26 protein-coding genes and 1 pseudogene are annotated in these 25,147 nt (G+C 70.9%); 18 read left to right on the top strand and 9 right to left on the bottom strand.

The features are described 5' to 3' along the window. Positions 1-57 precede the first annotated feature (57 nt). Complete coding sequence (locus ACFWSK_RS29995; RefSeq protein WP_383792895.1) at positions 58-858, bottom strand: IclR family transcriptional regulator; 801 nt, start codon at positions 856-858, stop codon at positions 58-60. A gap of 326 nt (positions 859-1,184) precedes the next feature. Here ACFWSK_RS29995 and allB point away from each other — a divergent pair, with 326 nt between their 5' ends. The 3 genes from allB to ACFWSK_RS30010 all read left to right on the top strand — a co-directional run bounded on the left by allB (position 1,185) and on the right by ACFWSK_RS30010 (position 4,070). Further along, positions 1,185-2,528, top strand: coding sequence for an allantoinase AllB (allB, locus tag ACFWSK_RS30000; protein WP_383792898.1), 1,344 nt, complete (start codon positions 1,185-1,187; stop codon positions 2,526-2,528). A 2-nt stretch (positions 2,529-2,530) separates the two neighbouring features. After that, on the top strand, positions 2,531-3,646 hold the full coding sequence (gene alc / locus ACFWSK_RS30005) for an allantoicase (RefSeq protein ID WP_383792901.1): 1,116 nt from the start codon (positions 2,531-2,533) through the stop codon (positions 3,644-3,646). Between the two features lie 94 nt (positions 3,647-3,740). Then, positions 3,741-4,070, top strand: a complete 330-nt coding sequence (locus ACFWSK_RS30010) for a putative quinol monooxygenase (protein ID WP_383792904.1) — start codon at positions 3,741-3,743, stop codon at positions 4,068-4,070. 203 nt (positions 4,071-4,273) lie between these two features. Here ACFWSK_RS30010 and ACFWSK_RS30015 read toward each other — a convergent pair whose 3' ends face one another. Beyond that, entirely contained in the window at positions 4,274-5,011 is a 738-nt protein-coding gene (locus ACFWSK_RS30015; RefSeq protein ID WP_383792906.1) for an SDR family oxidoreductase, read from the bottom strand. 210 nt (positions 5,012-5,221) lie between these two features. On the opposite strand from ACFWSK_RS30015, the gene ACFWSK_RS30020 reads away from it, so the two are divergent. Both ACFWSK_RS30020 and ACFWSK_RS30025 read left to right on the top strand, forming a co-directional pair. Further along, positions 5,222-5,848: a dihydrofolate reductase family protein gene (locus tag ACFWSK_RS30020; protein ID WP_383792909.1), complete on the top strand. Its 627-nt coding sequence runs from the start codon at positions 5,222-5,224 to the stop codon at positions 5,846-5,848. 239 nt (positions 5,849-6,087) lie between these two features. Continuing rightward, positions 6,088-7,002, top strand: coding sequence for a DMT family transporter (locus tag ACFWSK_RS30025; RefSeq protein ID WP_383792998.1), 915 nt, complete (start codon positions 6,088-6,090; stop codon positions 7,000-7,002). Here ACFWSK_RS30025 and ACFWSK_RS30030 read toward each other — a convergent pair. Continuing rightward, on the bottom strand, positions 6,992-7,195 hold the full coding sequence (locus ACFWSK_RS30030; protein ID WP_383792912.1) for a hypothetical protein: 204 nt from the start codon (positions 7,193-7,195) through the stop codon (positions 6,992-6,994). The genes ACFWSK_RS30025 and ACFWSK_RS30030 overlap by 11 nt on opposite strands. Positions 7,196-7,341: 146 nt before the next feature. On the opposite strand from ACFWSK_RS30030, the gene ACFWSK_RS30035 reads away from it, so the two are divergent. Genes ACFWSK_RS30035 through ACFWSK_RS30055 form a run of 5 tightly spaced genes read left to right on the top strand, consistent with a single transcriptional unit; the run spans position 7,342 to position 12,128 of the window. Further along, on the top strand, positions 7,342-8,559 hold the full coding sequence (locus ACFWSK_RS30035) for a sensor histidine kinase (RefSeq protein WP_383792915.1): 1,218 nt from the start codon (positions 7,342-7,344) through the stop codon (positions 8,557-8,559). Next, the gene (locus ACFWSK_RS30040) at positions 8,556-9,278 is read left to right on the top strand and encodes a response regulator (protein WP_383792917.1); all 723 of its coding nucleotides are present in this window, start codon (positions 8,556-8,558) and stop codon (positions 9,276-9,278) included. The genes ACFWSK_RS30035 and ACFWSK_RS30040 overlap by 4 nt, the downstream gene beginning before the upstream one ends. Positions 9,279-9,305: 27 nt before the next feature. Next, positions 9,306-10,478 carry a cytochrome P450 gene (locus ACFWSK_RS30045; RefSeq protein ID WP_383792920.1) on the top strand — a complete coding sequence of 391 codons (1,173 nt, stop codon included), beginning with the start codon at positions 9,306-9,308 and terminating at the stop codon, positions 10,476-10,478. 16 nt (positions 10,479-10,494) lie between these two features. Further along, positions 10,495-10,914, top strand: a complete 420-nt coding sequence (locus tag ACFWSK_RS30050; protein ID WP_383792922.1) for a PaaI family thioesterase — start codon at positions 10,495-10,497, stop codon at positions 10,912-10,914. 11 nt (positions 10,915-10,925) lie between these two features. Then, positions 10,926-12,128 carry a cytochrome P450 gene (locus tag ACFWSK_RS30055; RefSeq protein ID WP_383792925.1) on the top strand — a complete coding sequence of 401 codons (1,203 nt, stop codon included), beginning with the start codon at positions 10,926-10,928 and terminating at the stop codon, positions 12,126-12,128. Positions 12,129-12,190: 62 nt separating this feature from the next. Here the strand turns inward: ACFWSK_RS30055 and ACFWSK_RS30060 are convergent, their stop codons facing one another. Beyond that, positions 12,191-13,198: a Gfo/Idh/MocA family oxidoreductase gene (locus tag ACFWSK_RS30060; protein WP_383792929.1), complete on the bottom strand. Its 1,008-nt coding sequence runs from the start codon at positions 13,196-13,198 to the stop codon at positions 12,191-12,193. Between the two features lie 131 nt (positions 13,199-13,329). Between ACFWSK_RS30060 and ACFWSK_RS30065 the strand changes: the two genes are divergently transcribed. The 7 genes from ACFWSK_RS30065 (at position 13,330) to ACFWSK_RS30095 (ending at position 20,180) form a co-directional block, all read left to right on the top strand. Beyond that, positions 13,330-14,088: a GntR family transcriptional regulator gene (locus tag ACFWSK_RS30065; RefSeq protein ID WP_383792932.1), complete on the top strand. Its 759-nt coding sequence runs from the start codon at positions 13,330-13,332 to the stop codon at positions 14,086-14,088. A gap of 122 nt (positions 14,089-14,210) precedes the next feature. Next, entirely contained in the window at positions 14,211-15,209 is a 999-nt protein-coding gene (locus tag ACFWSK_RS30070; RefSeq protein WP_383792935.1) for a sugar ABC transporter substrate-binding protein, read from the top strand. Positions 15,210-15,391: 182 nt separating this feature from the next. Further along, the gene (locus ACFWSK_RS30075) at positions 15,392-16,372 is read left to right on the top strand and encodes a substrate-binding domain-containing protein (protein ID WP_383792938.1); all 981 of its coding nucleotides are present in this window, start codon (positions 15,392-15,394) and stop codon (positions 16,370-16,372) included. Then, positions 16,369-17,433, top strand: a complete 1,065-nt coding sequence (locus ACFWSK_RS30080; RefSeq protein WP_383792939.1) for an ABC transporter permease — start codon at positions 16,369-16,371, stop codon at positions 17,431-17,433. Before ACFWSK_RS30075 ends, ACFWSK_RS30080 begins: the two co-directional genes overlap by 4 nt. Next, the gene (locus tag ACFWSK_RS30085; protein WP_383792942.1) at positions 17,400-18,242 is read left to right on the top strand and encodes an ATP-binding cassette domain-containing protein; all 843 of its coding nucleotides are present in this window, start codon (positions 17,400-17,402) and stop codon (positions 18,240-18,242) included. The genes ACFWSK_RS30080 and ACFWSK_RS30085 overlap by 34 nt, the downstream gene beginning before the upstream one ends. A 111-nt stretch (positions 18,243-18,353) precedes the next feature. Beyond that, entirely contained in the window at positions 18,354-19,520 is a 1,167-nt protein-coding gene (locus tag ACFWSK_RS30090; RefSeq protein WP_383792945.1) for an ROK family glucokinase, read from the top strand. Between the two features lie 63 nt (positions 19,521-19,583). Further along, positions 19,584-20,180, top strand: a complete 597-nt coding sequence (locus ACFWSK_RS30095; protein WP_383792948.1) for a hypothetical protein — start codon at positions 19,584-19,586, stop codon at positions 20,178-20,180. On the opposite strand, the gene ACFWSK_RS30100 is transcribed toward ACFWSK_RS30095, so the two are convergent. Then, the gene (locus ACFWSK_RS30100) at positions 20,153-20,452 is read right to left on the bottom strand and encodes a hypothetical protein (RefSeq protein WP_383792951.1); all 300 of its coding nucleotides are present in this window, start codon (positions 20,450-20,452) and stop codon (positions 20,153-20,155) included. The genes ACFWSK_RS30095 and ACFWSK_RS30100 overlap by 28 nt on opposite strands. 140 nt (positions 20,453-20,592) lie before the next feature. Between ACFWSK_RS30100 and ACFWSK_RS30105 the strand changes: the two genes are divergently transcribed. Beyond that, positions 20,593-21,240, top strand: a complete 648-nt coding sequence (locus ACFWSK_RS30105) for a transposase (protein WP_383792953.1) — start codon at positions 20,593-20,595, stop codon at positions 21,238-21,240. Here ACFWSK_RS30105 and ACFWSK_RS30110 read toward each other — a convergent pair. The 4 genes and pseudogenes from ACFWSK_RS30110 to ACFWSK_RS30125 all read right to left on the bottom strand — a co-directional run bounded on the left by ACFWSK_RS30110 (position 21,235) and on the right by ACFWSK_RS30125 (position 25,127). Continuing rightward, a complete protein-coding gene (locus tag ACFWSK_RS30110; protein WP_383792955.1) occupies positions 21,235-22,461 on the bottom strand; it encodes a metallophosphoesterase in 1,227 nt (408 codons plus the stop codon). The genes ACFWSK_RS30105 and ACFWSK_RS30110 overlap by 6 nt on opposite strands. A gap of 146 nt (positions 22,462-22,607) precedes the next feature. Continuing rightward, positions 22,608-23,266: pseudogene (locus ACFWSK_RS30115) on the bottom strand (transposase family protein). A 139-nt stretch (positions 23,267-23,405) separates the two neighbouring features. Beyond that, positions 23,406-23,687, bottom strand: coding sequence for a DMT family transporter (locus tag ACFWSK_RS30120; protein ID WP_383792958.1), 282 nt, complete (start codon positions 23,685-23,687; stop codon positions 23,406-23,408). Between the two features lie 462 nt (positions 23,688-24,149). Then, positions 24,150-25,127 carry a RimK family alpha-L-glutamate ligase gene (locus ACFWSK_RS30125; protein ID WP_383792962.1) on the bottom strand — a complete coding sequence of 326 codons (978 nt, stop codon included), beginning with the start codon at positions 25,125-25,127 and terminating at the stop codon, positions 24,150-24,152. Between the last annotated feature and the right edge of the window lie 20 nt (positions 25,128-25,147).

Below are 25,147 nucleotides of genomic sequence, written 5' to 3' on the forward strand. Positions count from 1 at the left end.
CATCGGGCCCGCCCGGCGATCGAGGATCAGGACCGTCCCGAGGCCCGGGACGCGGCCTCAGCTCGTGGTGCCGCTGCTCGCCAGCGCCTCGGAGAGCTCCTTCGCGACCTGCTGGAGGATCGGCACGATCCGCTCCGTCGCCGCCTCCGTCACCCGCCCCGCGGGACCCGAGATGGAGATCGCCGCCGACGTGGGGGAGTTGGGTACGGAGACCGCCAGGCAACGCACCCCGATCTCCTGCTCGTTGTCGTCCACCGCGTAACCGGCTCTGCGTACCAGCTCCAGTGCGTCGAGGAAGCCGTCCGGAGTGGTGATGGTCTTCTCGGTCGCGGCCGGCATGCCCGTGCGGGCGAGCAGGGCCCGCACCTCGTCGGCCGGGGTGTTCGCCAGGAGGGCCTTGCCCACACCCGTGGAGTGGGGGAGGACCCGGCGGCCCACCTCCGTGAACATGCGCATCGAGTGCTTCGAGGGGACCTGGGCGACGTACACGATCTCGTCGCCGTCCAGCAGTGCCATGTTCGCCGTCTCGCCGGTCTCCTCGACCAGGCGCTGGAGGTACGGGCGGGCCCAGGTGCCGAGCAGCCGGGACGCGGACTCGCCGAGCCGGATCAGCCGCGGGCCGAGCGCGTAGCGGCGGTTGGGCTGCTGACGGACGTAGCCGCACACGACCAGGGTGCGCATCAGCCGGTGAATGGTCGGCAGGGGCAGTCCGCTGCTCGCGGAGAGCTCGCTCAGCCCGACCTCGCCCCCGGCGTCCGCCATCCGTTCCAGCAGATCGAAGGCGCGTTCAAGGGACTGCACACCGCCGCTGGGGCCGGCGGGCTTGGAGTCGGATGTGCTGGCGTGGGACGGCGGCACGTCAACGGTCCTTTCGATGCGGAACAGCAAGGCGCCAGCCTACCGGGCGGTTCCCGATCGGCCCACTGTTCCCGGAGCGGCGTCCTTGCCGGTCAGGGGCTGTTCTGTCCGGTGCCGCAGGTCGGCGGGGCGGTCACCGGAGGCTCCTCCTGGTCCATGTTACATTCCGCACTACGGAATTATCCTTTTACTTCGTGGAAACCTCCAGGCGCCCTCACCGGTGGTCGGCTCGCTGTCCGGCGGGCACAGTGAAGGTCTTGACGAGGAAGAATCCCCGATGAAGACTCCTTCAACAGTTCGTTGAAACCGCGAAGTGAGGAGCACGGGTGTCCGGTGCGGACGTGAACCTGGTACTGCGCTCGACGCGCGTCGTCACCCCCGGAGGGACGCGCCCCGCGATGGTCGCCGTCGCCGACGGGACGATCGACGCCGTCCTTCCGTACGACACCGAGGTGCCCGAGGGCGCCCGCCTGGAGGACTTCGGCGACGACGTCCTGATGCCCGGCCTCGTCGACACCCATGTGCATGTGAACGACCCGGGCCGCACCGAGTGGGAGGGCTTCTTCACCGCCACCCGCGCAGCCGCCGCGGGCGGCATCACCACCCTCCTCGACATGCCGCTCAACTCCCTCCCGCCGACCACGACCGTCGGCCACCTGCGGACCAAGCAGCAGGTGGCCGCACCCAAGGTGCACGTCGACACGGGCTTCTGGGGCGGCGCGATCCCGTCCAACACCAAGGACCTGCGTCCCCTGTACGAGGCCGGGGTCTTCGGCTTCAAGTGCTTCCTTTCCCCCTCGGGCGTCGAGGAGTTCCCGGAGCTGGACCAGGAGCAGCTGGCCCGCTCCATGGCCGAGGTCTCGGACCTCGGCGGGCTGCTGATCGTGCACGCCGAGGACCCGCACCACCTGGAGTCCGCCCCGCAGCGCGGCGGGCCCGCGTACGCCGACTTCCTCGCCTCCCGTCCGCGCGACGCGGAGAACACCGCGATCGTCGGCCTCATCGCGCAGGCCAGGCGGCTGAACGCCCGCGTCCACGTCCTGCACCTGTCGTCCAGCGACGCGCTGGAGCCGATCGCCGCCGCCAAGCGCGAGGGCGTCCGGGTCTCCGTCGAGTCCTGCCCGCACTTCCTCACCCTCACCGCCGAGGAGGTCCCGGACGGGGCGACGGAGTTCAAATGCTGTCCGCCCATCCGGGAGGCCGCCAACCAGGACGCGCTGTGGCAGGGGCTCGCCGACGGCACGATCGACTGCATCGTCTCCGACCACTCGCCCTGCACCACCGACCTCAAGACGCCGGACTTCGCCTCCGCGTGGGGCGGCATCTCCTCCCTCCAGCTCGGCCTCCCCGCCATCTGGACCGAGGCCCGCAGGCGCGGCCACGCCCTCGACGACGTGGTGCGCTGGATGTCCGCCGCCCCCGCCGAACTGGCCGGACTGACCCGCAAGGGCGCCATCGAGGCCGGCCGCGACGCCGACTTCGCCGTCCTCGCCCCCGACGAGACCTTCGCCGTCGACCCGGCCGCGCTCTTCCACCGCAACCAGGTCACCGCCTACGCGGGCAAGACCCTGCACGGCGTCGTGAAGTCCACCTGGCTGCGCGGCGTACGGATCGCGGACGAGGGCGTCCTCGCCGAACCCACCGGCCGACTGCTCGAAAGGAACTCCTGACCATGACGGCGATCCCGCACTTCACCGGTGACGCGAACCCGTACGGCGGCGGCGACCCGTACGCCGACTACCGCACCGCGGACTTCCCCTTCAGCCGGCTCGTCGACCTCGCCGACCGCCGCCTCGGCGCCGGAGTGATCGCCGCCAACGACGAGTTCTTCGCCGAGCGCGAGAATCTGCTGAAGCCCGGACCCGCCGCCTTCGACCCCGAGCGCTTCGGGCACAAGGGCAAGATCATGGACGGCTGGGAGACCCGGCGCCGTCGCGGCGCGAGCGCCGCGCGGCCCCACCCGACCGCGGAGGACCACGACTGGGCGCTCGTCCGGCTCGGGGCACCCGGCGTCGTACGCGGACTGGTCGTCGACACCGCGCACTTCCGGGGGAACTACCCGCAGGCGGTTTCCGTCCAGGCGGTCTCCCTGGCCGGCGCCCCTTCGCCCGAGGAACTGCTCGCGCCGGACGTGAAGTGGACAACCCTCGTCCCCCGTACGGCCGTCGGCGGCCACGCGGCCAACGGCTTCGTCGTCGAAACCGAGCAGCGCTTCACCCACCTGCGGGTCAACCAGCACCCGGACGGCGGGATAGCCCGCCTGCGGGTGTACGGGGAAGTGGCCCCCGACCCCGCCTGGCTGGCCGCGCTCGGCACCTTCGACCTCGCGGCCCTGGAGAACGGCACACAGGTCGAGGACGCATCCGACCGCTTCTACTCCCCGGCCACGAACACGATCCAGCCCGGCCGCTCCCACAAGATGGACGACGGCTGGGAGACCCGGCGCCGCCGCGACCGGGGCAACGACTGGATTCGCTACCGGCTGGCCGCGCGGTCCCGGATCGGCGCCGTCGAGATCGACACCGCTTACCTCAAGGGCAACTCGGCGGGCTGGGCGACGCTCTCGGTGCGGGACGGCGACACCGGCGACTGGGCCGAGCTCCTGCCCCGGACCCGGCTCCAGCCCGACACCAACCACCGCTTCGTCCTGCCGGAGGCCGTCGTCGGCACCCACGTCCGGATCGACATCTTCCCGGACGGCGGAATCTCACGGCTGCGGCTCTTCGGCTCGCTGACCGAGGAGGGCACGGCGGCGCTGGCCGCACGCCACCGCGAACTGGGGGGCTGAGAAGCGTTCGGCACGCACGGCGGTCGCCGTTTTGTCCTCGATGGCCGAACGGGCTTGAATGGGGACCCGCCGGACGTACCGACCAGGAGTTTCCATGATCTTCATCGCCGTCAAATTCACCGTGCGCAGCGCCGAGCGGGACAACTGGCTCCCGGCCGTGCACGACTTCACCCTGGCCACCCGCGAGGAGCCGGGAAACCTGTTCTTCGAGTGGTCGTACAGCGTCGAGAACCCGGACCAGTTCGTCCTGCTCGAAGCCTTCGCCTCACCGGAGGCGGGCGAGGCGCATGTGAAGTCCGCGCACTTCGCGGCGGCGATGGAGACGATGTCCGAGCTGGTGTCCGAGGTGCCGGAGATCATCAACGTCGATCTGCCGGGCGAGGGTTGGGGCCGCATGGCCGAGGTCACGCCCCGCAACCGCTGACGCGGCGGCGCCGGATCGCGCCCTGCTCCCGCCCCGCTCGCGCACCGAGGCCAGAACTCCTCGTGCGCCTCGGGGTCGCCGCCGAACCGGTGCTGCCGGACATGGTCTCCCCTTCCGTTCGCGTGGCTGCCCGGCCGGCGTAGGACGACCCGCCGGGCGGCGCGGGCCGGGAGCCGGCCTGCCCCGCCCGGCGGGTCGGTGGGTCACGCGGCGTGGCCGCCGTCCACCACCACCTCCGTACCGGTGATGTACGCCGCGTCGTCGCTCGCCAGGTACGCGATCAGGGAAGCGACCTCGTCGGTCGTGCCGAACCGGTCCAGCGCCGTGGCCGCGCGCTGACCCGCCGCGAACGGGCCGTCGGCCGGGTTGAGGTCGGTGTCGACCGGCCCGGGCTGGATCAGGTTCACCGTGATGCCGCGCGGGCCGAGCTCACGGGCGAGCGGCTTGGTGAGACCCGCGAGGGCGGACTTGCTCATCGCGTAGAGCGTCCCGCCGGGACCGCCCGCGTACCTGCTCAGGGCCGTACCGACGGAGATGATGCGGCCCCCGTCGCTCATCCGGCCGGCCGCCGCGCGGCAGGCGAGGAACACGGCCCGTACGTTCACGGCGAGGACCCGGTCGATGTCGGCGTCCGTGAGCGAGGCGATGGGTCCGAGGACGCCGATCCCGGCGTTGTTGACGAGGATGTCGAGGCGGCCCAGGGCATCGGCGGCGCCGTTCACGGCGGCCTCGGGCGACGCGGCGTCGGCGGCGTCGGCACGCAGGGCGACGGCCCGGCGGCCGTACCCCTCGATCTTGCGGACGACGGCCTGGGCACCCGCCTCGTCGTGCACGTAGGTCAGCGCCACGTCGACCCCCTCCTGCGCGAGCCGGAGGGCGGTGGCCGCGCCGATGCCCCGGCTGCCGCCGGTGACGAGTGCGGTCCTGTTGCTGCTGGTCATATCGGGGTTCCTTGCCACTCGGTGAGCGCCGCCGTACTGGCGACGAGAACCAGGAAAGTCCTCGCGAGCCAGGGATACCGGCGGGAAACGGACGCCCACCCCTCGTACGCGCACCGGGTGGACCGATGAGTTACGGGTGACAGTGGGGTCAGAAGTAGTGCGGGCGCGGGGCCGGCAGTCGGCCGGCGGGATCTCCGGAGGAGAAGAGCCATGGCGAAACTGACCCTCACCACCTTCCTGTCCCTGGACGGCGTCATGCAGGGCCCGGGAGGCCCCGACGAGGACCGCAGAGACGGATTCGAGTTCGGCGGCTGGGTCGTGCCCTTCGTGGACGAGGGCATGATGCAGTTCGTCAACGAGCTGTTCGGCCGGTCGGCCGCCTTCCTCCTGGGGCGGCGTACGTACGACATCTTCGCGGGCTACTGGCCCAAGGTGACCGACCCCGACGACCCGGTCGCGAGCCGCCTCAACGCCCTGCCGAAGTACGTCGTGTCCACGACTCTCGGGCAGCAGCCGGCGTGGGAGCACACGACCGTGGTGTCCACCGACGTCGCCGCCGAGGTGGCCCGGCTGAAGGAGCGGACCGAGGGCGGCGAACTGCAGATCCACGGCAGTGGCACGCTGGCCGCCTCCCTGATGGAGCACGGCCTGATCGACGAGTACAACCTGCTGGTCTACCCGGTCTTCCTGGGGCACGGGCAACGGCTGTTCCCGGACGGCGGTCTGCCCACCGCCTTCGAACTCACCGGCTCCAGGACGACACCCAGTGGCGTCGCGATCCACACCTACCGGCCCGCCGGACGGCCGGAGTTCGGCTCCATCCCCGCTGAGGAGTGAGTCGAGGAGTGAGCGGAGGAGTGGGCCATGGAGGACGCGTGATCCCCGCTCACCCCTCGGCGTACCGCTCGGCCGGCGCGCGCGCACGGTCGAGGCGAACCGGGATCCGGCCCGTGAGACGGGTGTTCCCGCAGGCCGGGCCCGGCCGGTACGGTGATCGTTCCGCGTGCGAGCCGGCGAGGTCTCCACACATCCGTTCCTCTGTGGAGAACCAGGAGATCCAGGTGTCCTCGATTGCCATGCCCACCCTCGCGCCGCCGCGCCGCGCGTGGCTCACCGATCTGCCAGTGCTGGTCGTCGCCGCCGTCTGGGGTTCGAGCTATCTCGCGGCCAAGGGCATCACGACGACCCACACCGTCATCGCCGTCCTCGTCCTGCGGTTCGCGATCGTGCTGCCCGTCCTGGTGGCCGCCGGATGGCGCAGGCTCCGCGCGCTGAGCGCGGCGCAGTGGCGCGGCGCCGGTCTGCTCGGGCTCGTACTCAGCGGGATCTTCCTGCTGGAGACGTACGGCGTCGTCCACACCTCCGCGACCAACGCTGGGCTCATCATCAGCCTCACGATGATCTTCACCCCGCTCGCCGAGGCCGCCGTGACGAGGATCAGGCCGCCCGGGGCCTTCCTCGCCGCGGCCGGGTTCTCGGTCGCGGGCGTACTCCTCCTCACCCAGGGCGGCGGCTTCACCAGCCCCTCGACGGGCGATGTCCTCATGCTGCTGGCCGCCCTCGCCCGTACCGTCCACGTGCTGCTGATGGCCCGGATCAAGTCCGTCCAGGACGCCGACTCGCTGTCGCTGACGACCGTTCAGCTCGGCGGCGCCGTCGCCGTCTTCGCCGTTCTCGCGGCCCTTCCCGGCACCGGAGCGGCGCCGTGGACCGTGGCCGCGGACTTCGGCGTCCGGGAGTGGGCGGGGCTGGTGTTCCTCTCCGTCTTCTGCACGCTCTTCGCGTTCTTCGTGCAGATGTGGTCCGTACGCCGCACCTCGCCGTCCCGGGTCAGTCTTCTGCTCGGTACGGAACCCCTGTGGGCCGCCGCCGTGGGCATCTCCATCGGCGGGGAGCGGCTCGGCCTACTCGGAGTGCTGGGCGCCGCGCTGGTGCTGGCCGGGACCGCGTGGGGGCGTCGCAGCGCGGACAGCGCCGCCGTCACTCCTTGATCGCGTCGGCCGCGATCATCACCGCGACGCCCGTCACCACGAGCACGATATGGACGAACGTCGCGTTCCCACCGAGGAAGTCGACCCGCCGCACCACCGTCCAGAGCCGGAACCATCCCGTCCACTCGTGCAGCAGTCCGGCCATGCCCTGAACGAAGACGACAAAGCCCACCGACTCGACGAATTTCTTCATGCGCCGAGCCTTGCGCGTACGGTCGCACGCCTGCATCGGCCACCGGTCTGCGAGGCCGCTCCGAAAGTCTCCGAGCTGTACGACTTCGGTCGCTTCCCGGCGTCCGGCGCCCGTTCCGGGGCTCCGGCCTGCGTAGCGTTGCAGGCATGACGCGAACGGACTACCGCTGGCTGCTGCCGTCGGCGATGGCGGACCCCGAACTGCCCGGCGACCGGGACAGGCCGCGCCGCACGGTGCGGGACTGGGCGGTCGACATCACCGCCTTCCTCTGTGCGGCGGGCGTCGGCATGCTCGCCATCGGCACGGTGGAGGCGGACCGGACGACACCTGACGCGCTCGTCTTCGTCGACGCGCTGATCGGCGCCGCGGCCTGCTGCGCGCTGTGGGTCCGCAGGCGGTGGCCCGTCGCGCTCGCCGTGACCCTCACGGTCGTCGGCATCGTCGAGCCCGTGGCGGCCGGAGCCCTGCTGATCGCCCTGTTCAGCCTGGCCGTGCACCGGCCGTTCAAGCCGGTCGCGCTCGTCGGCGCCGGCGCCCTGGCCGCCGCACCCCTGCAACCGTGGCTGCGACCCGACCCGGGCGTCTCGTTCATCGCCTCCATCGTCGTCGGCGTCCTCCTCATCCTGCTGGTCCTCAGCTGGGGCATGGTCGTACGGTCCGGACGCCGGCTCGTCCTCACCCTCCGTGAACGCGCCCGCCGCGCCGAGGCCGAGGCCGCCCTCCGCGCGGAACAGGCCCAGCGGCTGGCCCGCGAGGCCATCGCCCGCGAGATGCACGACGTCCTCGCCCACCGGCTGACGCTCCTCAGCGTCCACGCGGGCGCCCTGGAGTTCCGGCCGGACGCACCCCCGGCCGAGGTAGCCCGGGCCGCCGGAGTCATCCGGGACAGCGCCCACGAGGCACTCCAGGACCTCCGCGAGATCATCGGTGTCCTGCGCGCCCCAGGCGAAGGCGACGAGGGCGACCGGCCGCAGCCCACCCTCCTCAGCCTGGACGCCCTGGTCGCCGAGTCCCGTCTCGCCGGCACGAAGGTCACCCTCGACAACCGAGTCGCCGACCCCGCGGCGGCCCCCGCCGCCCTGGGCCGCACCGTCTACCGCATCGCCCAGGAGTGCCTCACCAACGCCCGTAAGCACGCACCGGGCACCGAGGTCAACCTCACCCTGACCGGCGGGCCCGGCGAGGGGCTCACGGTCGAGGCACGCAACCCCGCCCCCGTCGAACCCTTCGAACGGGTCCCCGGCTCGGGCCAGGGCCTCATCGGTCTCACCGAACGCGCCACTCTCACGGGGGGCCACCTCGGCCACGGCCCGGAACCCGATGGCGGGTTCGGCGTCCGGGCCTGGCTACCGTGGGCGGCATGAACACCCCGACGCCCCCGGTGGCGCAACCGGTCCGGCTGCTCATCGTCGACGACGACCCGCTCGTACGCGCCGGGCTCACCCTGATGCTCGGCGGGGCCGACTCCATCGACATCGTGGGCGAGGGCGCCGACGGCACCGAGGTCGAAGAGCTCGTCGACCGGCTGCGCCCCGACGTCGTGCTGATGGACATCCGGATGCCCGTCATGGACGGGCTCACCGCCACCGAGGCCGTACGGCGCCGCCCCGACGCCCCCGAAGTCGTCGTCCTCACCACCTTCCACGCCGACGAGCAGGTGCTGCGCGCCATCCGCGCCGGGGCGGCGGGCTTTGTCCTGAAAGACACCCCGCCCGCCCAGATCGTCGAGTCCGTGCGGCGCGTCGCCGCCGGTGATCCGGTCCTCTCGCCCGCCGTCACCCGGCAGCTCATGGCCCGTGCCGCGGGCGGCGCACCGGACGACCGCGCGGGCCGCACGGACCGGGCGAGGCAACGGCTCGCCGGGCTCGCCGAGCGCGAACAGGCCGTGGCGCTCGCGGTCGGACGGGGCGCTTCCAACGCGGAGATCGCCGCCGCGCTCTACCTGAGCGTGGCCACCGTGAAGACGCACGTCTCCCGCATCCTCGCCAAGCTCGGGCTCAACAACCGTGTCCAGATCGCGTTGTTGATCCACGACGCGGGCCTGCTCGACGAGGACGCGGGCGGAGGCGGCGGCATACGCTGAACCGATCGGACCGGAAGGGGGCCGGCCATGGCAATGGTCGATTTGCGCGAGGCACACGATTTCACGGCCAATCCGTATCCGTACTACGCGAAGATGCGCGCCGAGGGCCCCGTGCACACACTCCGCGCCGAGGGCTTCGACCGGATCTGGCTGATCGTCGGATACGAGGAGGCCAGGGCCGCCCTCGCGGACCAGCGCTTCAGCAAGGACTGGCGCACGGGCGACACCTGGTCGGCCTCCGCGGGCTCGATCAACGCGAACATGCTGGAGATGGACGCACCGCACCACACCCGGCTGCGCAAACTCGTCGCCCGGGAGTTCACCGCACGCCGCGTCGAAGCACTGCGGCCACGGGTCCAGCAGGTCACCGACCAGTTGCTCGACGCGATGCTCCCCGCCGGGCGCGCCGATCTCGTGGACGCACTTGCCTTCCCGCTGCCGATGACGGTCATCTGCGAGCTCATCGGCGTACCGGACCTGGACCGGTACGCGTTCCGGCTGATGTCGGGCGGCATCGTCGCACCGTCATCGGCCGAGCAGGAGGGCGAAGCGGTCCGTGCCATGGGCGCTTACCTCGTCGAGCTGATCGAGGACAAGCGCCGCGCGCCCGGCCAGGACCTGATGAGCGCCCTCATCGAGGCACGCGACGACGGCGGCGACCGGCTGTCGCCCGACGAACTCGTGGGCATGGCCTTCCTGTTGCTGGTGGCAGGTCACGAGACGACCGTCAACCTGATCTCCAACGGGGTACGCGCGCTGCTCGACCACCCGGAACAACTGGCCCTGCTCCGTGCCGATCCCGGTCTCATCGACGGTGCGGTCGAGGAGATGCTCCGCTACGACGGACCGGTGGAGACCGCGACCTTCCGTTTCACCCGCGAGCCGGTGCGGATCGGCCCGACCGTCATTCCGGCGGGCGAGGCGGTGCTCGTCGCCCTGGCCTCCGCCGACCGCGACCCCGTCCGCTACCCGGAACCGGACGCCTTCGACATCCGCCGCGAGGCCAGGGGACACCTGGCCTTCGGCCACGGCATCCACTTCTGCCTGGGCGCGCCGCTCGCCCGGATGGAGGGCCGGATCGCGATCCGTACGCTGCTGGAGCGGTGCCCGGAACTGGCACGCGACCCGGAGGGCGGCGAGCCCGACTGGCTGCCGGGCCTGCTCATGCGAGGGGTCCGGCGGTTGCCGGTGCGCTGGTGAGGCAGGAGCACCGGTCATGAGCGCACTCGATCTCCGGTCGGCACAGAAGGTCCTCGACAGCCAGCCGTTCAGCGTCCTCGTCGGGGCACGCATCACGGCCTTCGGGGACGGCGGGGCGACCCTCGACGTCGACGTCCGGCCCGAACTCCAGCAGCAGAACGGCTTCCTGCACGGCGGCGTGCTGGCCTACGCCGCCGACAACGCGATCACCTTCGCGGCGGGCACCACGCTCGGCCCCGCCGTACTGACCGGCGGGTTCTCCATCCAGTACGTCCGTCCGGCCACCGGACACACCCTGTCCGCCCGTGCCACCGTCGTGCACTCCGGCCGCCGCCAGGCCGTGGTCCGCTGTGACCTGTTCACCGTCGGCGACGACGGCGAACAGACCCTCTGCGCCGTCGCGCAAGGGACCGTTCTGTCCGCCAAGCAGCCCTGAAGGGACCCGCGTTGACCACCGAATCGCTCGTCGACCTCGCCGCGCTCGGCGAGGACTTCACCCGCGACCCCTACCCCGTCTACGCGGAACTGCGGGCGCTCGGTCCCGTCCACCGGATTCTGATGCCGGAGGGCACGCCCGCGTGGCTCGTCGTCGGATACGAGGCCGGCCGTGAACTCCTGGCCGACCAGCGGCTGTCCAAGGAATGGCGCCGGGCCTCACCCGCGCTGGGTGTCAGCAAGGTGTCGGCCGGAACGTCCATGCTCAGCTCGGACGCTCCCGTGCACACGCGGTTGCGCAAGCTGGTGACCCGGGAGTTCACCCCGCGCCGGATGGATCAACTAGCTCCACGCATTCAGGTGTTGACGGACGAACTGCTCGACACCATGCTCGCGGGTCCCGGGCGTGGCACCGACCTGGTGGAGGCTTTGGCCTTCCCGCTGCCGATGTCCGTCATCTGCGAACTCCTCGGGGTGCCGTTCCTCGACCGGCAGGCGTTCCGCCAGTGGTCCAACATCGCCGTGTCGTCGCTCGACGCGCAGGAGCGCGTCTCGGCGACCACGTCGATGACCGCCTTTCTGGCCGGGCTCATCGAACAGAAGCGCTCCGAGCCCGGCGACGACCTGATGAGTGCGCTGATCCACACGGCGGACGACGACGGCGACGGTGACCGGCTCTCCGGCGACGAGCTGATGGGCATGGCCTGGCTGCTGCTGGTCGCGGGTCACGAGACCACGGTCAACCTGATCTCCAACGGTGTGCTCGCGCTGCTCAACCACCCGGGGCAACTGGCCGCTCTGCGCGCCGACTTCGGCCTGATCGACAACGCGGTGGAGGAGACCCTGCGCTACGAGGGTCCGGTCGAGACCCCCACGTACCGCTTCACCACCGAACCGCTCGACGTGGGCGGCACGGTGATCCCCGGCGGGGGCGAGCTCGTTCTCGTCGCGATGGCGGACGCCAACCGGGACCCCGCCCGCTACGCGGACCCCGACCGCTTCGACATCACGCGGGACGCACGGGGGCACGTCGCCTTCGGGCACGGCATCCACTACTGCCTCGGCGCACCCCTGGCCCGGATCGAGGCGCGGATCGCGATCAGGTCGCTGCTGGAGCGCTGCCCGGACCTGCGGCTCGACGCCGATCCGTCGAAGCTGCGGTGGCGTACGGGGATGCTGATCCGGGGGCCGCTGAGTCTGCCGGTGACGTGGTGAGCATGCCGCCCCCAACCGATTGAGCCCGTCCGGCGATGAGGGCACGGGGCCCCGGGCGCCGTTCAGCCGCCCGGGACCTCGCTCAGGTCCACCGGCCGACGGTCCCGCCGCGACCACTCGCACGCCTCCGCGATCCGCAACGCGTGCAGCGCCTCCCGCCCGTCGCACGGATTCGCCAGCTCGCCCCGGACCACCCGGACGAACGCGTCCAGCTCCGCCTCGTACGCCGGGGCGAACCGCTCCAGGAAGCCGGGCCACGGCTTCGGCGGGGCTCCGGGACCCTGCGGCTCCGCCGAGGTGAGGGGCGTACGGTCGTCCAGCCCGACCGCGATCTGGTCCAGCTCGCCCGCCAGCTCCATGCGTACGTCGTACCCGGCGCCGTTGCACCGGGTCGCCGTCGCCGTCACGAGCGTCCCGTCGTCCAGGGTCAGCAGCACCGCCGCCGCGTCGACGTCACCCGCCTCGCGGAACATCGCGGGGCCGGCGTCCGACCCCGTCGCGTACACCTGCGCCACCTCGCGGCCCGTCACCCACCGCACCATGTCGAAGTCATGGACGAGGCAGTCCCGGTACAGGCCCCCGGAGAGCGGGAGGTAGGCGGCGGGCGGCGGTGCGGGGTCCGAGGTGATCGCGCGCACCGTGTGCAGCCGGCCGAGCCGCCCCTCCCGTACGGCGGCGCGGGCCGCGCCGTACCCGGCGTCGAAGCGCCGCATGAAGCCCAGTTGCAGGACCGTGCCCGCCGATTCGACCTCGGCCAGGGCGCCCAGCGTGCCCGGCAGGTCGACGGCGATCGGTTTCTCGCAGAAGGCGGGGAGGCCGGACCTGGCGGCACGGGAGATGAGTTCGGCGTGGGCGGCGGTCGCCGAGGTGATCACCAGCGCGTCAAGGGCGGCGCCGCGGGCGAAGAGTGCGTCCACCGAGGCCGCCGTCGCACCCGTACGGGCGGCGGTCAGGGCCGCGCGTTCCGGTTCGGCGTCGGCCAGCACCAGTGAATCCACGGCGGGGTGGCGGCTGAGCACCTCCGCGTGGAAGGTGCCGATTCGTCCCGTTCCGATGAGTCCGATGCGCATGGCCCCAAGGTGGCGTCGCCCTGTCGTCATGTCAAGCGTTTGTCCTGACAAATGAACAGGCCACCCGAACGGGTCGTGCGCCCGTTCGGAACGGCATGGCTTTGTCAGGACAATCGAACTAAGCTCGTTCCGTGCCCACACAAGGAACCGACCAGCCGCTCCCGCTGAGCGTGGACCGCACCAGCCCGGTGCCGCTCTACTTCCAGCTGTCGCAGCAGCTGGAGGCGGCCGTCGAGCAGGGCCGGCTGGCCCCCGGCAGCCTCCTCGGCAACGAGATCGAACTCGCGTCCCGGCTCGGCCTGTCCCGCCCCACGGTCCGCCAGGCCATCCAGTCGCTCGTGGACAAGGGGCTGATGGTCCGCCGCCGGGGCGTCGGTACGCAGGTCGTGCACAGCCAGGTCCGGCGCCCGCTCGAACTCAGCTCGCTCTACGACGACCTGGAGAAGGCCGGCCAGCGCCCCGCCACCCTCGTCCTGCGCAACACCGTCGAACCCGCCACCGCCGAGGTCGCCGCCGCGCTCGGCGTCGCCGAAGGCAGCGAGGTCCACCTCGTCGAACGCCTGCGGTCCGCACACGACGAACCCATGGCGCTGCTGCGCAATCACCTGCCCCCCGGGCTGCTCGGTCTCTCCACCGAAGAGCTGGAATCCACCGGGCTCTACCGGATGATGCGCGCCTGCGGGATCACCCTGCACAGCGCCCGGCAGTCTGTTGGGGCGCGGGCCGCCACAGCGGGGGAGGCGGCGCGGCTCGCGGAGTCCGAGGGGGCGCCGCTCCTGACCATGCAGCGCACCACGTTCGACGACACCGGGCGGGCGGTCGAATTCGGCTCACACGTCTACCGGGCCTCGCGCTACTCGTTCGACTTCCAGCTGCTCGTACGCCCCTGAGACACCGCTCCCGGGCCCCAGGTGCGTCAGAATGTTCGGACAAACTCTTGACGGTGGTCCTGCAACGCCGCTAGAACTCCCCCAGCCGCACTCGGGCGGCCGGGAGAGAAGGCGGACCCACCATGCGCACGACTCGCACGGCAACAGTCCTGATCGCCATATGCGCCCTCGCCCTCGCCGGATGCAGCGGGTCCGGCGGCAAGGACTCCGAGGACAGGTCCGGCAGCGGTGGCGGGGGAGGGGGGAAGGCCGTCTCCACCCCCCGGATGAAGATCGCGATGGTCACGCACTCCGGGCAGGGCGACACCTTCTGGGACATCGTGCAGAGCGGCGCCGAACAGGCCGCGGCCAAGGACAACGTCGAGTTCCTGTACTCCGCCGACAAGGAGGGCAGGGAACAGGCCCAGCTCGTCCAGGCAGCCATCGACCAGAAGGTCGACGGCATCATCGTCACCCTCGCCAAACCCGAGGCCGTCAAGGCCGTCGTGGCCAAGGCCGCGGCGGCGGGTATCCCCGTCGTCACCATCAACTCCGGCGCGCAGTTCTCCGCGGAGGTCGGCGCGCTCAGCCACATCGGCCAGGACGAGACCGTCGCGGGCGAGGCCGTCGGCGAGGAGCTCGACAACCGGGGCAGGAAGAAGGCGCTCTGCGTGATCCACGAACAGGGCAACGTGTCACTCGAAGAGCGCTGCGCCGGGGTGAAGAGGACCTTCGGGGGCCAGGTCGAGAACCTCAACGTCGAAGGCACCAACATGCCGGCCTCCACCTCGTCCATCGAGGCGAAGCTCCAGGCGGACAAGGACATCGACGCGATCGTCACCCTCGGCGCCCCGTTCGCCGCCGCCTCCGTCAAGGCCAAGGAGGGCTCCGGCTCCACCGCCGAGGTCGACACCTTCGACCTCAACGCCGAGGTGGTCAAGCGGCTCAAGGCCGAGGAGGTCGGCTTCGCCGTCGACCAGCAGCCCTACCTCCAGGGCTACCTCGCCGTCGACGAGATCTGGCTCAACAGGACCAACGGCAACGTCATCGGCGGCGGGAAGCCGGTGCTCACCGGACCCGCGATCGTCACCGCGAAGGACGTACCGCAGCTGGAGAAATACACCGCGCGCGGCACCCGGTGACCGCCCGGTGCGGCATCGTGCCGCCGCACCGCCACGCCCCTGCCGGGCGAGGCGGACACCCCCTCGGGGATACTTGGGCAGCCGGGCCGGGAGCGCGCTCTCCCCGGCTCCACCAAGCAGCACAGCGAGCAGCACTAGAAGGGCACGGCGTCGTGGCAAGGGTTCGGACAGGGGTACGTGCGATGGGTGCCGTGCTGGCAGCGGTGCTCGGGGCTTCCCTCGTGGGATGCAGCAGCACCGGCGGCAAGCGGGCGGAAGAGCGCGCGGCACAGGCCGCCGAGGGCCGGTCCGCGGTGAACACACCGCGGTGGACCTTCGCCATGGTCACCCACTCGGGCGACGGCGACACCTTCTGGGACATCGTCCAGAGCGGTGCCGAGCAGGCAGCGGTGAAGGACAACATCAACTTCCTCTACTCGCACCACGACGAGGCGCAGCAGCAGGCCCAGCTCGTCCAGGCGGCCATCGACAAGAAGGTCGACGGTCTGATCGTCACGCTCGCCAAGCCGGACGCCATGAAGGCCGTGGTCGCCAAGGCCACCAAGGCCGGCATCCTGGTGATCACCGTCAACTCCGGCTCCGCGGAGTCCAAGGAGTTCGGCGCCCTGACCCACATTGGGCAGGACGAGTCCATCGCCGGTGAGGCCGTCGGTGACGAGCTCGACCAGCGGAACCGCGAGAAGGCGCTGTGCGTCCTGCACGAACAGGGCAACGTCGGCCACGAGCAGCGCTGCGCGGGAGCCAAGAAGTCCTTCGACGGCACGATGCAGAACCTCTACGTCGACGGCACCAACATGCCCGACGTGCAGGCGTCCATCGAGGCCAAGCTCCAGGCCGACAAGAGCATCGACGCGGTCGTCACGCTCGGTGCGCCGTTCGCCGACGCCGCCGTGCAGGCGAAAAAGACGGCGGGCAGCAAGGCCGAGGTCGACACCTTCGACCTGAACGCCAAGGTCGCCACCGCGCTGAAGGACGGCACGCTCGGCTTCGCCGTCGACCAGCAGCCCTACCTCCAGGGGTACGAGGCCGTCGACCTGCTCTGGCTCTACCGCTACAACCGCAACGTGCTCGGCGGCGGTCTGCCCGTCCTGACCGGACCGCAGATCATCACCGCCGACGACGCGCCCGAGCTCGCCGAATACACGAAGCGGGGGACCCGATGACAGCGACCGGGCAACCAGCGGCTCCGGCCCCCGCACCCGGCAACTCCGACGAGCGGCTGCTGCGCACCTCGCCGCTGCGCAGACTCCTCGGCCGCCCGGAACTCGGCTCGGTCGTCGGCGCCGCGGCCGTCTTCCTCTTCTTCGCGGTCGTCGCCGACAGCTTCCTCCAGACCTCCAGCTTCGGTACGGTGCTGTACGCGGCCTCCACCATCGGGATCATGGCCGCGCCGGTGGCGCTCCTGATGATCGGCGGCGAGTTCGACCTCTCCGCCGGTGTGCTGGTGACCAGCTCGGCGCTGATCTCCTCGATGTTCAGCTACCAGATGACGGCCAACGTCTGGGTCGGCGTCCTCGTCTCCCTGCTGGTCACCCTGGCGTTCGGCGCGTTCAACGGCTTCATGCTGACCCGCACCAAACTGCCGAGCTTCATCATCACGCTCGGTACGTTCCTGATGCTGACGGGTCTCAACCTCGGCTTCACCAAGCTGATCAGCGGCACCGTCTCGACGAAGTCGATCGGTGACATGGAGGGCTTCGAGTCGGCCCGCAAGGTCTTCGCCTCCCAGCTGTCCATCGGCGGCATGGAGCTGAAGGTCACCATCCTGTGGTGGTTCGTGCTCGTCGCGATCGCCACCTGGATCCTGCTCCGCACCCGCTTCGGCAACTGGATCTTCGCGGTCGGCGGCGAGGCCGACGCCGCGCGGGCCGTGGGTGTACCCGTGATCCGGACGAAGATCGGGCTGTACCTCGGGGTGGCCTTCGCCGCCTGGGTCTCCGGACAGCACCTGCTGTTCAGCTACGACGTGGTGCAGTCCGGCGAGGGCGTCGGCAACGAGCTGACGTACATCATCGCGGCCGTCATCGGCGGATGCCTGATCACCGGCGGCTACGGCTCCGCGATCGGCTCGGCGGTCGGCGCGTTCATCTTCGGCATGACCAGCAAGGGCATCGTGTACGCGGAGTGGAACCCCGACTGGTTCAAGTTCTTCCTCGGAGCGATGCTGCTCCTGGCCACCCTGCTCAACGCATGGGTGCGCAAGCGCGCGGAGGCGACGAAATGACCGCGACCCAGGCACTCGTCGAACTCGACGACGTCAGCAAGTACTACGGCAGCATCAAGGCGCTCGAACACGTCTCGCTGGAGGTCCACGCGGGAGAGATCACCTGCGTGCTCGGCGACAACGGCGCCGGCAAGTCCACCCTCATCAAGATCATCGCGGGGCTGCACCGGCACGACGGCGGCACCTTCCTGATCGACGGCGAGCAGACCACCCTCGCCAACCCGCGCGACGCCCTGGACCGTGGCATCGCCACCGTCTACCAGGACCTCGCGGTCGTACCGCTCATGCCGGTCTGGCGGAACTTCTTCCTCGGCTCGGAGCCGACGAAGGGCGCAGGACCGTTCAAGCGCCTCGACGTCCAGCTGATGCGCGAGACGACCCGCGCGGCCCTGCTGCGCATGGGAATCGACCTGCGCGACGTCGACCAGCCGATCGGCACCCTGTCCGGCGGTGAGCGCCAGTGCGTGGCGATCGCCCGTGCCGTGCACTTCGGCGCCAAGGTCCTCGTCCTCGACGAGCCCACGGCGGCGCTCGGTGTGAAGCAGTCCGGTGTCGTGCTGAAGTACGTCGCGGCCGCCCGGGACGCGGGCCTCGGCGTGGTCCTGATCACGCACAACCCTCACCACGCCTACCTCGTGGGCGACCGGTTCGTCCTGCTCAAGCGCGGCGTCATGTCCGGCAGTCACACCCGGGACGGCATCACGCTGGACGAGCTGACCAGGCAGATGGCGGGCGGCAGCGAGCTGGAGGAGCTGAGCCACGAGCTGGAACGCGCCACCGGACCGGAATCGGGCCCGGCAGGGGACTGAGGACGAAACGGTGCCGTACGGACACCGGCAGGCAATGGCAGAATCGACCACGGCGGGCGCAGTCCGCCGCCGGCGGCACCACGCACCGGCCCCCCGACCGACGCAGGGACGATGAGCACGTACCGCGACTTCGCACACCGCGGCTCCGCCCGCGCCACCGTCCTGAAGACCGTAGGCACGCGGGAGCGGCGCTCGCACCTGACGGCGCCCCGGGTTCCGACCGTCGGCATCGACATCGGCGGTACGAAGGTGATGGCCGGCGTCGTCGACGCCGACGGCAACATCCTGGAACAGCTGCGCACCGAGACGCCCGACAAGTCCAAGAGTCCCAAGGTCGTCGAGGACACCATCGTCGAGCTGGTCCTGGACCTCTCCGACCGGCACGATGTGCACGCAGTCGGGATCGGCGCGGCGGGCTGGGTCGACGCCGACCGTTCCAAGGTCCTCTTCGCCCCGCACCTCGCCTGGCGCGACGAACCCCTGCGCGACGCCATCGCGTCCCGCCTCGTCGTCCCCGTCATGGTGGACAACGACGCCAACACGGCGGCCTGGGCGGAATGGCGCTTCGGCGCGGGCCGCGGCGAGGACCACCTCGTCATGATCACGCTGGGCACCGGCATCGGCGGCGCGATCCTGGAGGACGGGCACGTCAAGCGCGGAAAGTACGGTGTCGCGGGTGAGTTCGGCCACATGCAGGTGGTGCCGGGCGGGCACCGCTGCCCGTGCGGGAACCGCGGCTGCTGGGAGCAGTACAGCTCCGGCAACGCCCTCGTGCGCGAGGCCAGGGAACTGGCCGCCGCGGACTCCCCGGTGGCCCACAGCATCATCGAGCGGGTCAAGGGCAACATCCCCGACATCACCGGGCCGCTCATCACCGAACTGGCCCGTGAGGGCGATGCGATGTGCATCGAACTCCTCCAGGACATCGGCCAGTGGCTCGGCGTCGGCATCGCCAATCTCGCCGCCGCACTCGACCCGTCCTGCTTCGTCATCGGAGGCGGCGTCAGCGCCGCGGACGACCTCCTGATCGGCCCCGCCCGGGACGCCTTCAAGCGGCACCTCACCGGCCGCGGCTACCGCCCCGAGGCCCGCATCGCGAAGGCCCAGCTCGGCCCAGAGGCGGGTATGGTCGGCGCCGCCGACCTGGCCCGCCTGGTCGCCCGCAGATTCCGCCGCGCCAACCGCCGCCGGGTCGAGCGGTACGAGCGGTACGCGCAGATCTACGACCAGGCGGCGAGCACCATCCGCAGCACGCGGAGCGCCCGCACCCTCGACTGATCCGCGCCGCTCCGCCTCCGGCCTTCCGTACTCCGTATCCGCAGCACCTGGGGACCTCCGACCATGACCGCAGCCGAGCACGCCGCCGCGCCGCGCCAGAACTCGCCGTCCGGCGACGGCGACGGCCCGCCCCCGCAGGACCGGCGCAGGATGATCCGCCGCCGGCTGATCACGGCGATCACGATCGTGCTGCTCATCGGCATCCCGGCGGGCTACCTGGTGATCTCCGCGGGCCAGAGCCGCCGCTCCGGCAAGGACAAGGAGGCCGAGGCGGCCGCGCAGGGCCTGCGCGAGGACTGGCCGTCCGGCATGCAGCGGCGGATCTTCGAGATCCCGATCCCCGGCAACGCGACGGGGGTCCAGTACTACGAGACCAACAACTGGAAAGCCAGCCGGATGTACGTGAAGTTCCGTACGACGTCCGCCGGACTCGACCGCTTCCTGAGCGGCATCGGTACGGGGCGGGCCGCCCTGAAGCCCGGCGCGGTCACCATCAGCCCGCGGGACATAAAGATCACCGGCTGGTACTTCGGCCCGGGCGTGTACTGGGCCGGTGTGACCCACACCAACAAGGACCCGCGCCCCACGCGGAACATCACCGTCAACATGACCGATCCGGCCAGCCCTGTCGTCTATGTCGTATCCGCGGCGACCCCCTGAGCCGGGACCGGCGGGCGGCTCAGTAACCGGGAGCGAGTGAGCGAAGTGACTGAGACGACCCCGCAGCCCGCGCAGAACCCGCAGCAGCCCGTGCCCGGCCAGGTGCCGCAGCAGCCGACGCAGAGCCAGGTGCCGTCGCAGCCGGCCGCGAGAGCGCAGGTCACGCCGCCCGCCCCGGTCCCGCAGCCCAGCACATGCAGCCGGTCCAGCCCCAGCAGGTCCTTCAGCCCGTACCTCAGCAGGCCGTCGTTCAGCCCGCGCGGGCGCCGCACGCCGCGCAGGCAAATCGGATCCGCTCGATGCCCAGAACGCGGCGCGAGCCGTATTGAGCGGGCGGGCCCGCGCCCGGGCCAAATCGGGCGACGGGCCGGTACAGATCGCGAGAATGTACAAACTCACGAAGGCGTCGGCCGTGAAAGCCCGCACGCAGGCCATCAACCAGCTCAAGGCCGTCTTGATTACCGCCGGCCCCGCCTTGCGGGAGGAACTGGCGGGACTGGGCAATGCCGAACTCTTCCGTACCTGCGCACGGTTCGCCGACGCGAGCGGTCAGGAAGGGGTCGGCGAGGAGGCGGTGTTGCGGGCCACTCGGATCACGCTGGGTCTGCTGGCTCACCGGATCGGCCAGCTCTCCGAGCAGATTCGGGATGTGGACGCTCGTCTGGCCCGACTCGTGAACCGGTACGCCCCGCAGCTGCTCGATGTGGTGGGGATCGGTCCGGACGCGGCCGTCACTTTGCTGATCACGGTGGGAGACAACCCGGAACGGCTGGATAACGAGGCGTCCTTCGCCGTGCTGTGCGGGGTCAGCCCGGTTGAGCGTTCCTCGGGGCGCCGGCAGTACCGTCGCCTCAACCGCGGCGGGGACCGTCAGGCAAATGCCGCGCTCCACCGGATCGTCTTCACTCGCCTGCGGGTCGACCCGCGCACGCAGGACTACTACGAGCGCCGGATCAAGGAGGGCAAGACCCGCAGCGAAATCGGCCGGTGCCTCAAACGCTACGCAGCCCGCGAGGTCTTCCGCCTGGTCAAGCAGCTACAGCCAGAACCCCGCTCATAGGGAATGGGTGGGAGGCCGCTGCGGGGAGCGGAGTACCAGGAGGGTGATCTCGCTGGGGGCGAAGACGCGGAACGGCGGGCCCCAGAAGCCGGTGCCCCGGCTGGTGTAGAGGAGGGTGCGGGAGCCGTGGCGGCTGAGGCCGGCCACTATGGGCTGGTCGATGCGGACGAGGTGGTGGAAGGGCCAGATCTGGCCGCCGTGGGTGTGGCCCGAGAGCTGGAGGTCGACGCCGCCCGCCGCGGCCCGGTCGACGAACTTGGGCTGGTGGGCCAGGAGCAGGACAGGCAGGTCGGGGTCGGCGCCGTTCAGAGCTCCGGCCAGGTGGGCGCGGTGACCGGCCAGGCCGGAGGACTCGGCGGTGACGTCGTCCACGCCAGCGACCACAAGCGTGTCCCCGCCGCGTTCGAGCAGTAGATGACGGTTGCGCAGGGGCTCCCAGCCCAGCTCGTCCATCAGGTCCACCCAGCCCTGGGCCTCGCTGTAGTACTCGTGGTTCCCGGTGACGTAGACGCGGGCCCTGGTGGCTCGCACGGTGCCCAGCGGGGCGGCCTGGGCACGGCGGCGTTCGGCCGTGCCGTCCGCGATGTCACCGGTGTGGCAGACCAGGTCGGCCTCCAGGGTGTTGACCTTCGCGCAGACCCGCTCCGACCAGCGGGCGCGGTCGAGCGGGCCGTAGTGGGTGTCGGTGATGAGAGCGACGCGGATGCCGTCCAGTCCGGCCCCCAGGCGCGGGAGTTGCACGTCGAGCCGGCGCACCCGGGGCACCCGGCGGGCCTCGGCGTATCCCCAGGCGAGCAGGACGGCGGCCACGCCGAGGACGGCCCAGGTGACGATCCGGGCCCGGTTCTGCCCGTCGGCCACGCCGGCCACGGTCAGGGCGAGCCGCAGCAGGACACCGAGCAGGACGGACCAGGTGAACAGCACCCAGCTGACCCCGAGGAGTATGTCTCCGACGATCGCCGCCCGGTCCTGCTGCCGTCGGCCGTGGCCGCGCATCATCGCGAGCGGCATGGCGATCAGACCGAGGACGAACAGGGCGGTGCCGCCCAGCGCCACGGGGAGCGGCCAGTGCTGCCCGGCGAGCAGAAGTACCCAGCAGGGCACGGCCCACAGCAGGACGGGCGCGATCAGAGGGACGTAGCGCATCAGGCGGTGCAGTCGAGTCTCCTGCGTCGCGTCTGCCGCCCCGTCCGCGGATCGGGTTTCGCTGGTGTCGGTCACGCTGCCCCTCCTCGGCCGACCGGAGTGCCGGCGCGCGCACTGTACCCGGTCGTCCTGGTGACCCGCCTGGGCGCTTCGTTGCCGCTGAAGCGTGTTGCAGAAGCCTTGGGCTGGGCACATGGAGCCGGGGTCTGTGGCCGTGTCGATCATGCGGCCAGGGCGTGGTTGTGGAGTGCGGCGACGGCTTGGACTGCGTAGTGGAGGCCGTTGCCGCGTTGCAGGCAGTCGCGGAGGATCCTGTAGTGCTTCATGAGGGCGAAGGCGGGTTCCACGCGGGCCCGTACGCGTCGATGCTCCGCGTTGTCCGATTCTTGTCCGGGCGGGAGCGGGCGTTCGGGCTGTTTGCGGTGGGGGATGACGAGGCCGGTGTTGATGTAGGCGCCGCCACCGAGCACGGTCACGCCCTGGCAGATGTCAGCGAGGCCGGAGTTCCGCCATGCCTTGGCATCCGCGGTGTTGCCGGGTACCGGGCGGGCGTTCGCGGTGACGAGTCTCGTGTCGGCGTCGATAATGACCTGCACGTTCGCGGAGAAGCGGTAGTTGCGCGAGGAGGCGCCGACCTTCCGGTCCCGGACAGGGATCAGGGTGCCGTCCACCATCCACAGCCTTTCCACTGCGTCAGCCGGGCGTGTGGCCGGCTCGATCGCAAGAAGCGGCCGCAGCCGGTGGACGCGCCCCGGCACTCGGTGGCCGGCGAGCACCAACCAGCGGCGCGAGCTGCCGCATCGTGAGGTTGGCCCGGTAGTAGACCGCCACCAGCTGCACCCGGTCCGCCAGCGGCAGGCAGCATGGCCGACCCCCGCATCCGTAGCCCGGTGAACGTTTCCACCCACAACGCCTCAGCCCGCACACCCCACCCATGCAGGAGGAATACCCGCCTCCCAGCCTTCTGCAACACACTCTGTAGCGGGCAGGACTGCCCGCTACCCGCCGGGCACGCTCCGTCAGGCACTCCCGGCCGGTGCGCCCTCGAGCTCCGTCGACTTGCCGGCCGTGGAAGGCTGCGCCTCGGTGCCAGCCGAGCGCCGGGGCAGTTTGCCCTGCGTCGCGGCGAGCACGGTGCCCGTCATCAGTACCAGAGCCCCCGTGCCTTGGAGCCGGCCGAAGGACTCGCCCAGGAGAAGGGTGGCGCACATGGTGTTGATGACGGGCACGTTGAACATCATGAGGGATGCCTTGGCCGGACCCACGGTTCCGATTCCCCGGTAGTAGAGAAGGTTCGCCACGGCCGCGGCAACCGATCGCCAGGAAGGCGGTGTTCAGCCAGACGCCGGCCGGCAGTTCGCTCCACGCCACGTCGACCGCGTCAGACGCCGCCAGGGCGCCGAGGAGCACGGCACCCGCGCACGTCGCGTACGTTGTGGCTTTCAGCGGATCGATGCCCGCGAGGACGCGCGGTCCCGCCAGGGTGTAGGACGCTCAGCACACTGCGCTCAGAAGGAAGAGGGCATCGCCTTGAGACGTCGAACACCTCCCTCAACGGCACGGGTGCCCTCGTGCGTTGTGGCCAGTCGCGCCGTTGCCCCATCAGTGGCCACTCTGAAAAAGCTCAATGAGGCGTTCACGGAAAGTCGGCCGATGAAGCCCCAATCTGTCGAGTGGACGCTCGTCTCCCTGCACACTGACAGCCGGTCCGCGCTGAGGTCGTCCGGGGCGACCCGCCATGGGTACGCCCCGGACGGGGCTCGTCAGGAGCCTGCGGCGATCCGGTCCCGTACATAGGTGACGAGCGCCGCCGCCACCCGGGAGCGGTCCGGCTCCGGCAGGTCCTCGTAGGCTGCTGAGACCGTCATCCACTCGTTGAAGACCGGTCCCTCACGGGTGAGGAGCCAGTCCACGCACAGGTAGTCCGCGTCAACCCCCGCGGCCAGCCGTTCGCTGAGCGTGCGCACCTCGTCGTCGCCGTCGAAGGACACGCCGGAGCCGCCCTCGCTCACGTTGGCGAGGTAGGAGCCTTCCTTCGGGCGGCGCAGCATTACGGCGACCGCGTGCTTCCGGTGTACATACACTCGCACGTCGCCGTCGTTCTCCTGGAACGGCTGCACCACCGCGCCCAGTGCCGCCGGGGTGAGGAGGTCGACCGCGGCGGTCAGCTGCTCGGGGCCCTCGGCCTTCAGCACCCCGAAGCCCATGGCCATGGCCCGGGGTTTGACCACGTAGGGACCGGTGCCCAGCTCCCTGTTGACCACCGGCAGCACCCGGCGGGCGTACCGCCCGAAGGGGACCGCGACCGTCGGCGGGACCGGAATCCCGAGCGCCGCCGCCTCGTGGCACATCGCGAGTTTGTCCGATCCCAGCGACTCGGCGTCACGGATTCCGTCGTTGAGGAGCACCCGGCCGGCCGCTTTGATGGTCCGCGTGATCGCCTGGACGTGACGGCCGATGCCGGCGTCCCACGTCCAGTCCGACAACAGGAAGGCGTGACCGCCGCCGATCAGGTCCTCCTCGTCCAGGTACAGGCGCGGCGTCCCGCCGGACCATGCCGGCACGAGGTCCCCGGAGTGCACCACCCGCACGGGCAGACCGTTGCGCTCGAAAAGGTTCACGCGGTCGGAGCCCTCCTTCTGCAGCAGGAGGTGGCGTCGGGGGTCGTAGTTGTCAGGGTTGGTGATCCACACGATCGCAGGGGCGCCGGTCGCGTCGGTCGGGGGGAGTGCGTCGGTCACGGTAGGGCTTCCGTTCGTCG

The sequence above is a fragment of the Streptomyces sp. NPDC058620 genome (assembly GCF_042717135.1).
Lineage (GTDB): Bacteria > Actinomycetota > Actinomycetes > Streptomycetales > Streptomycetaceae > Streptomyces.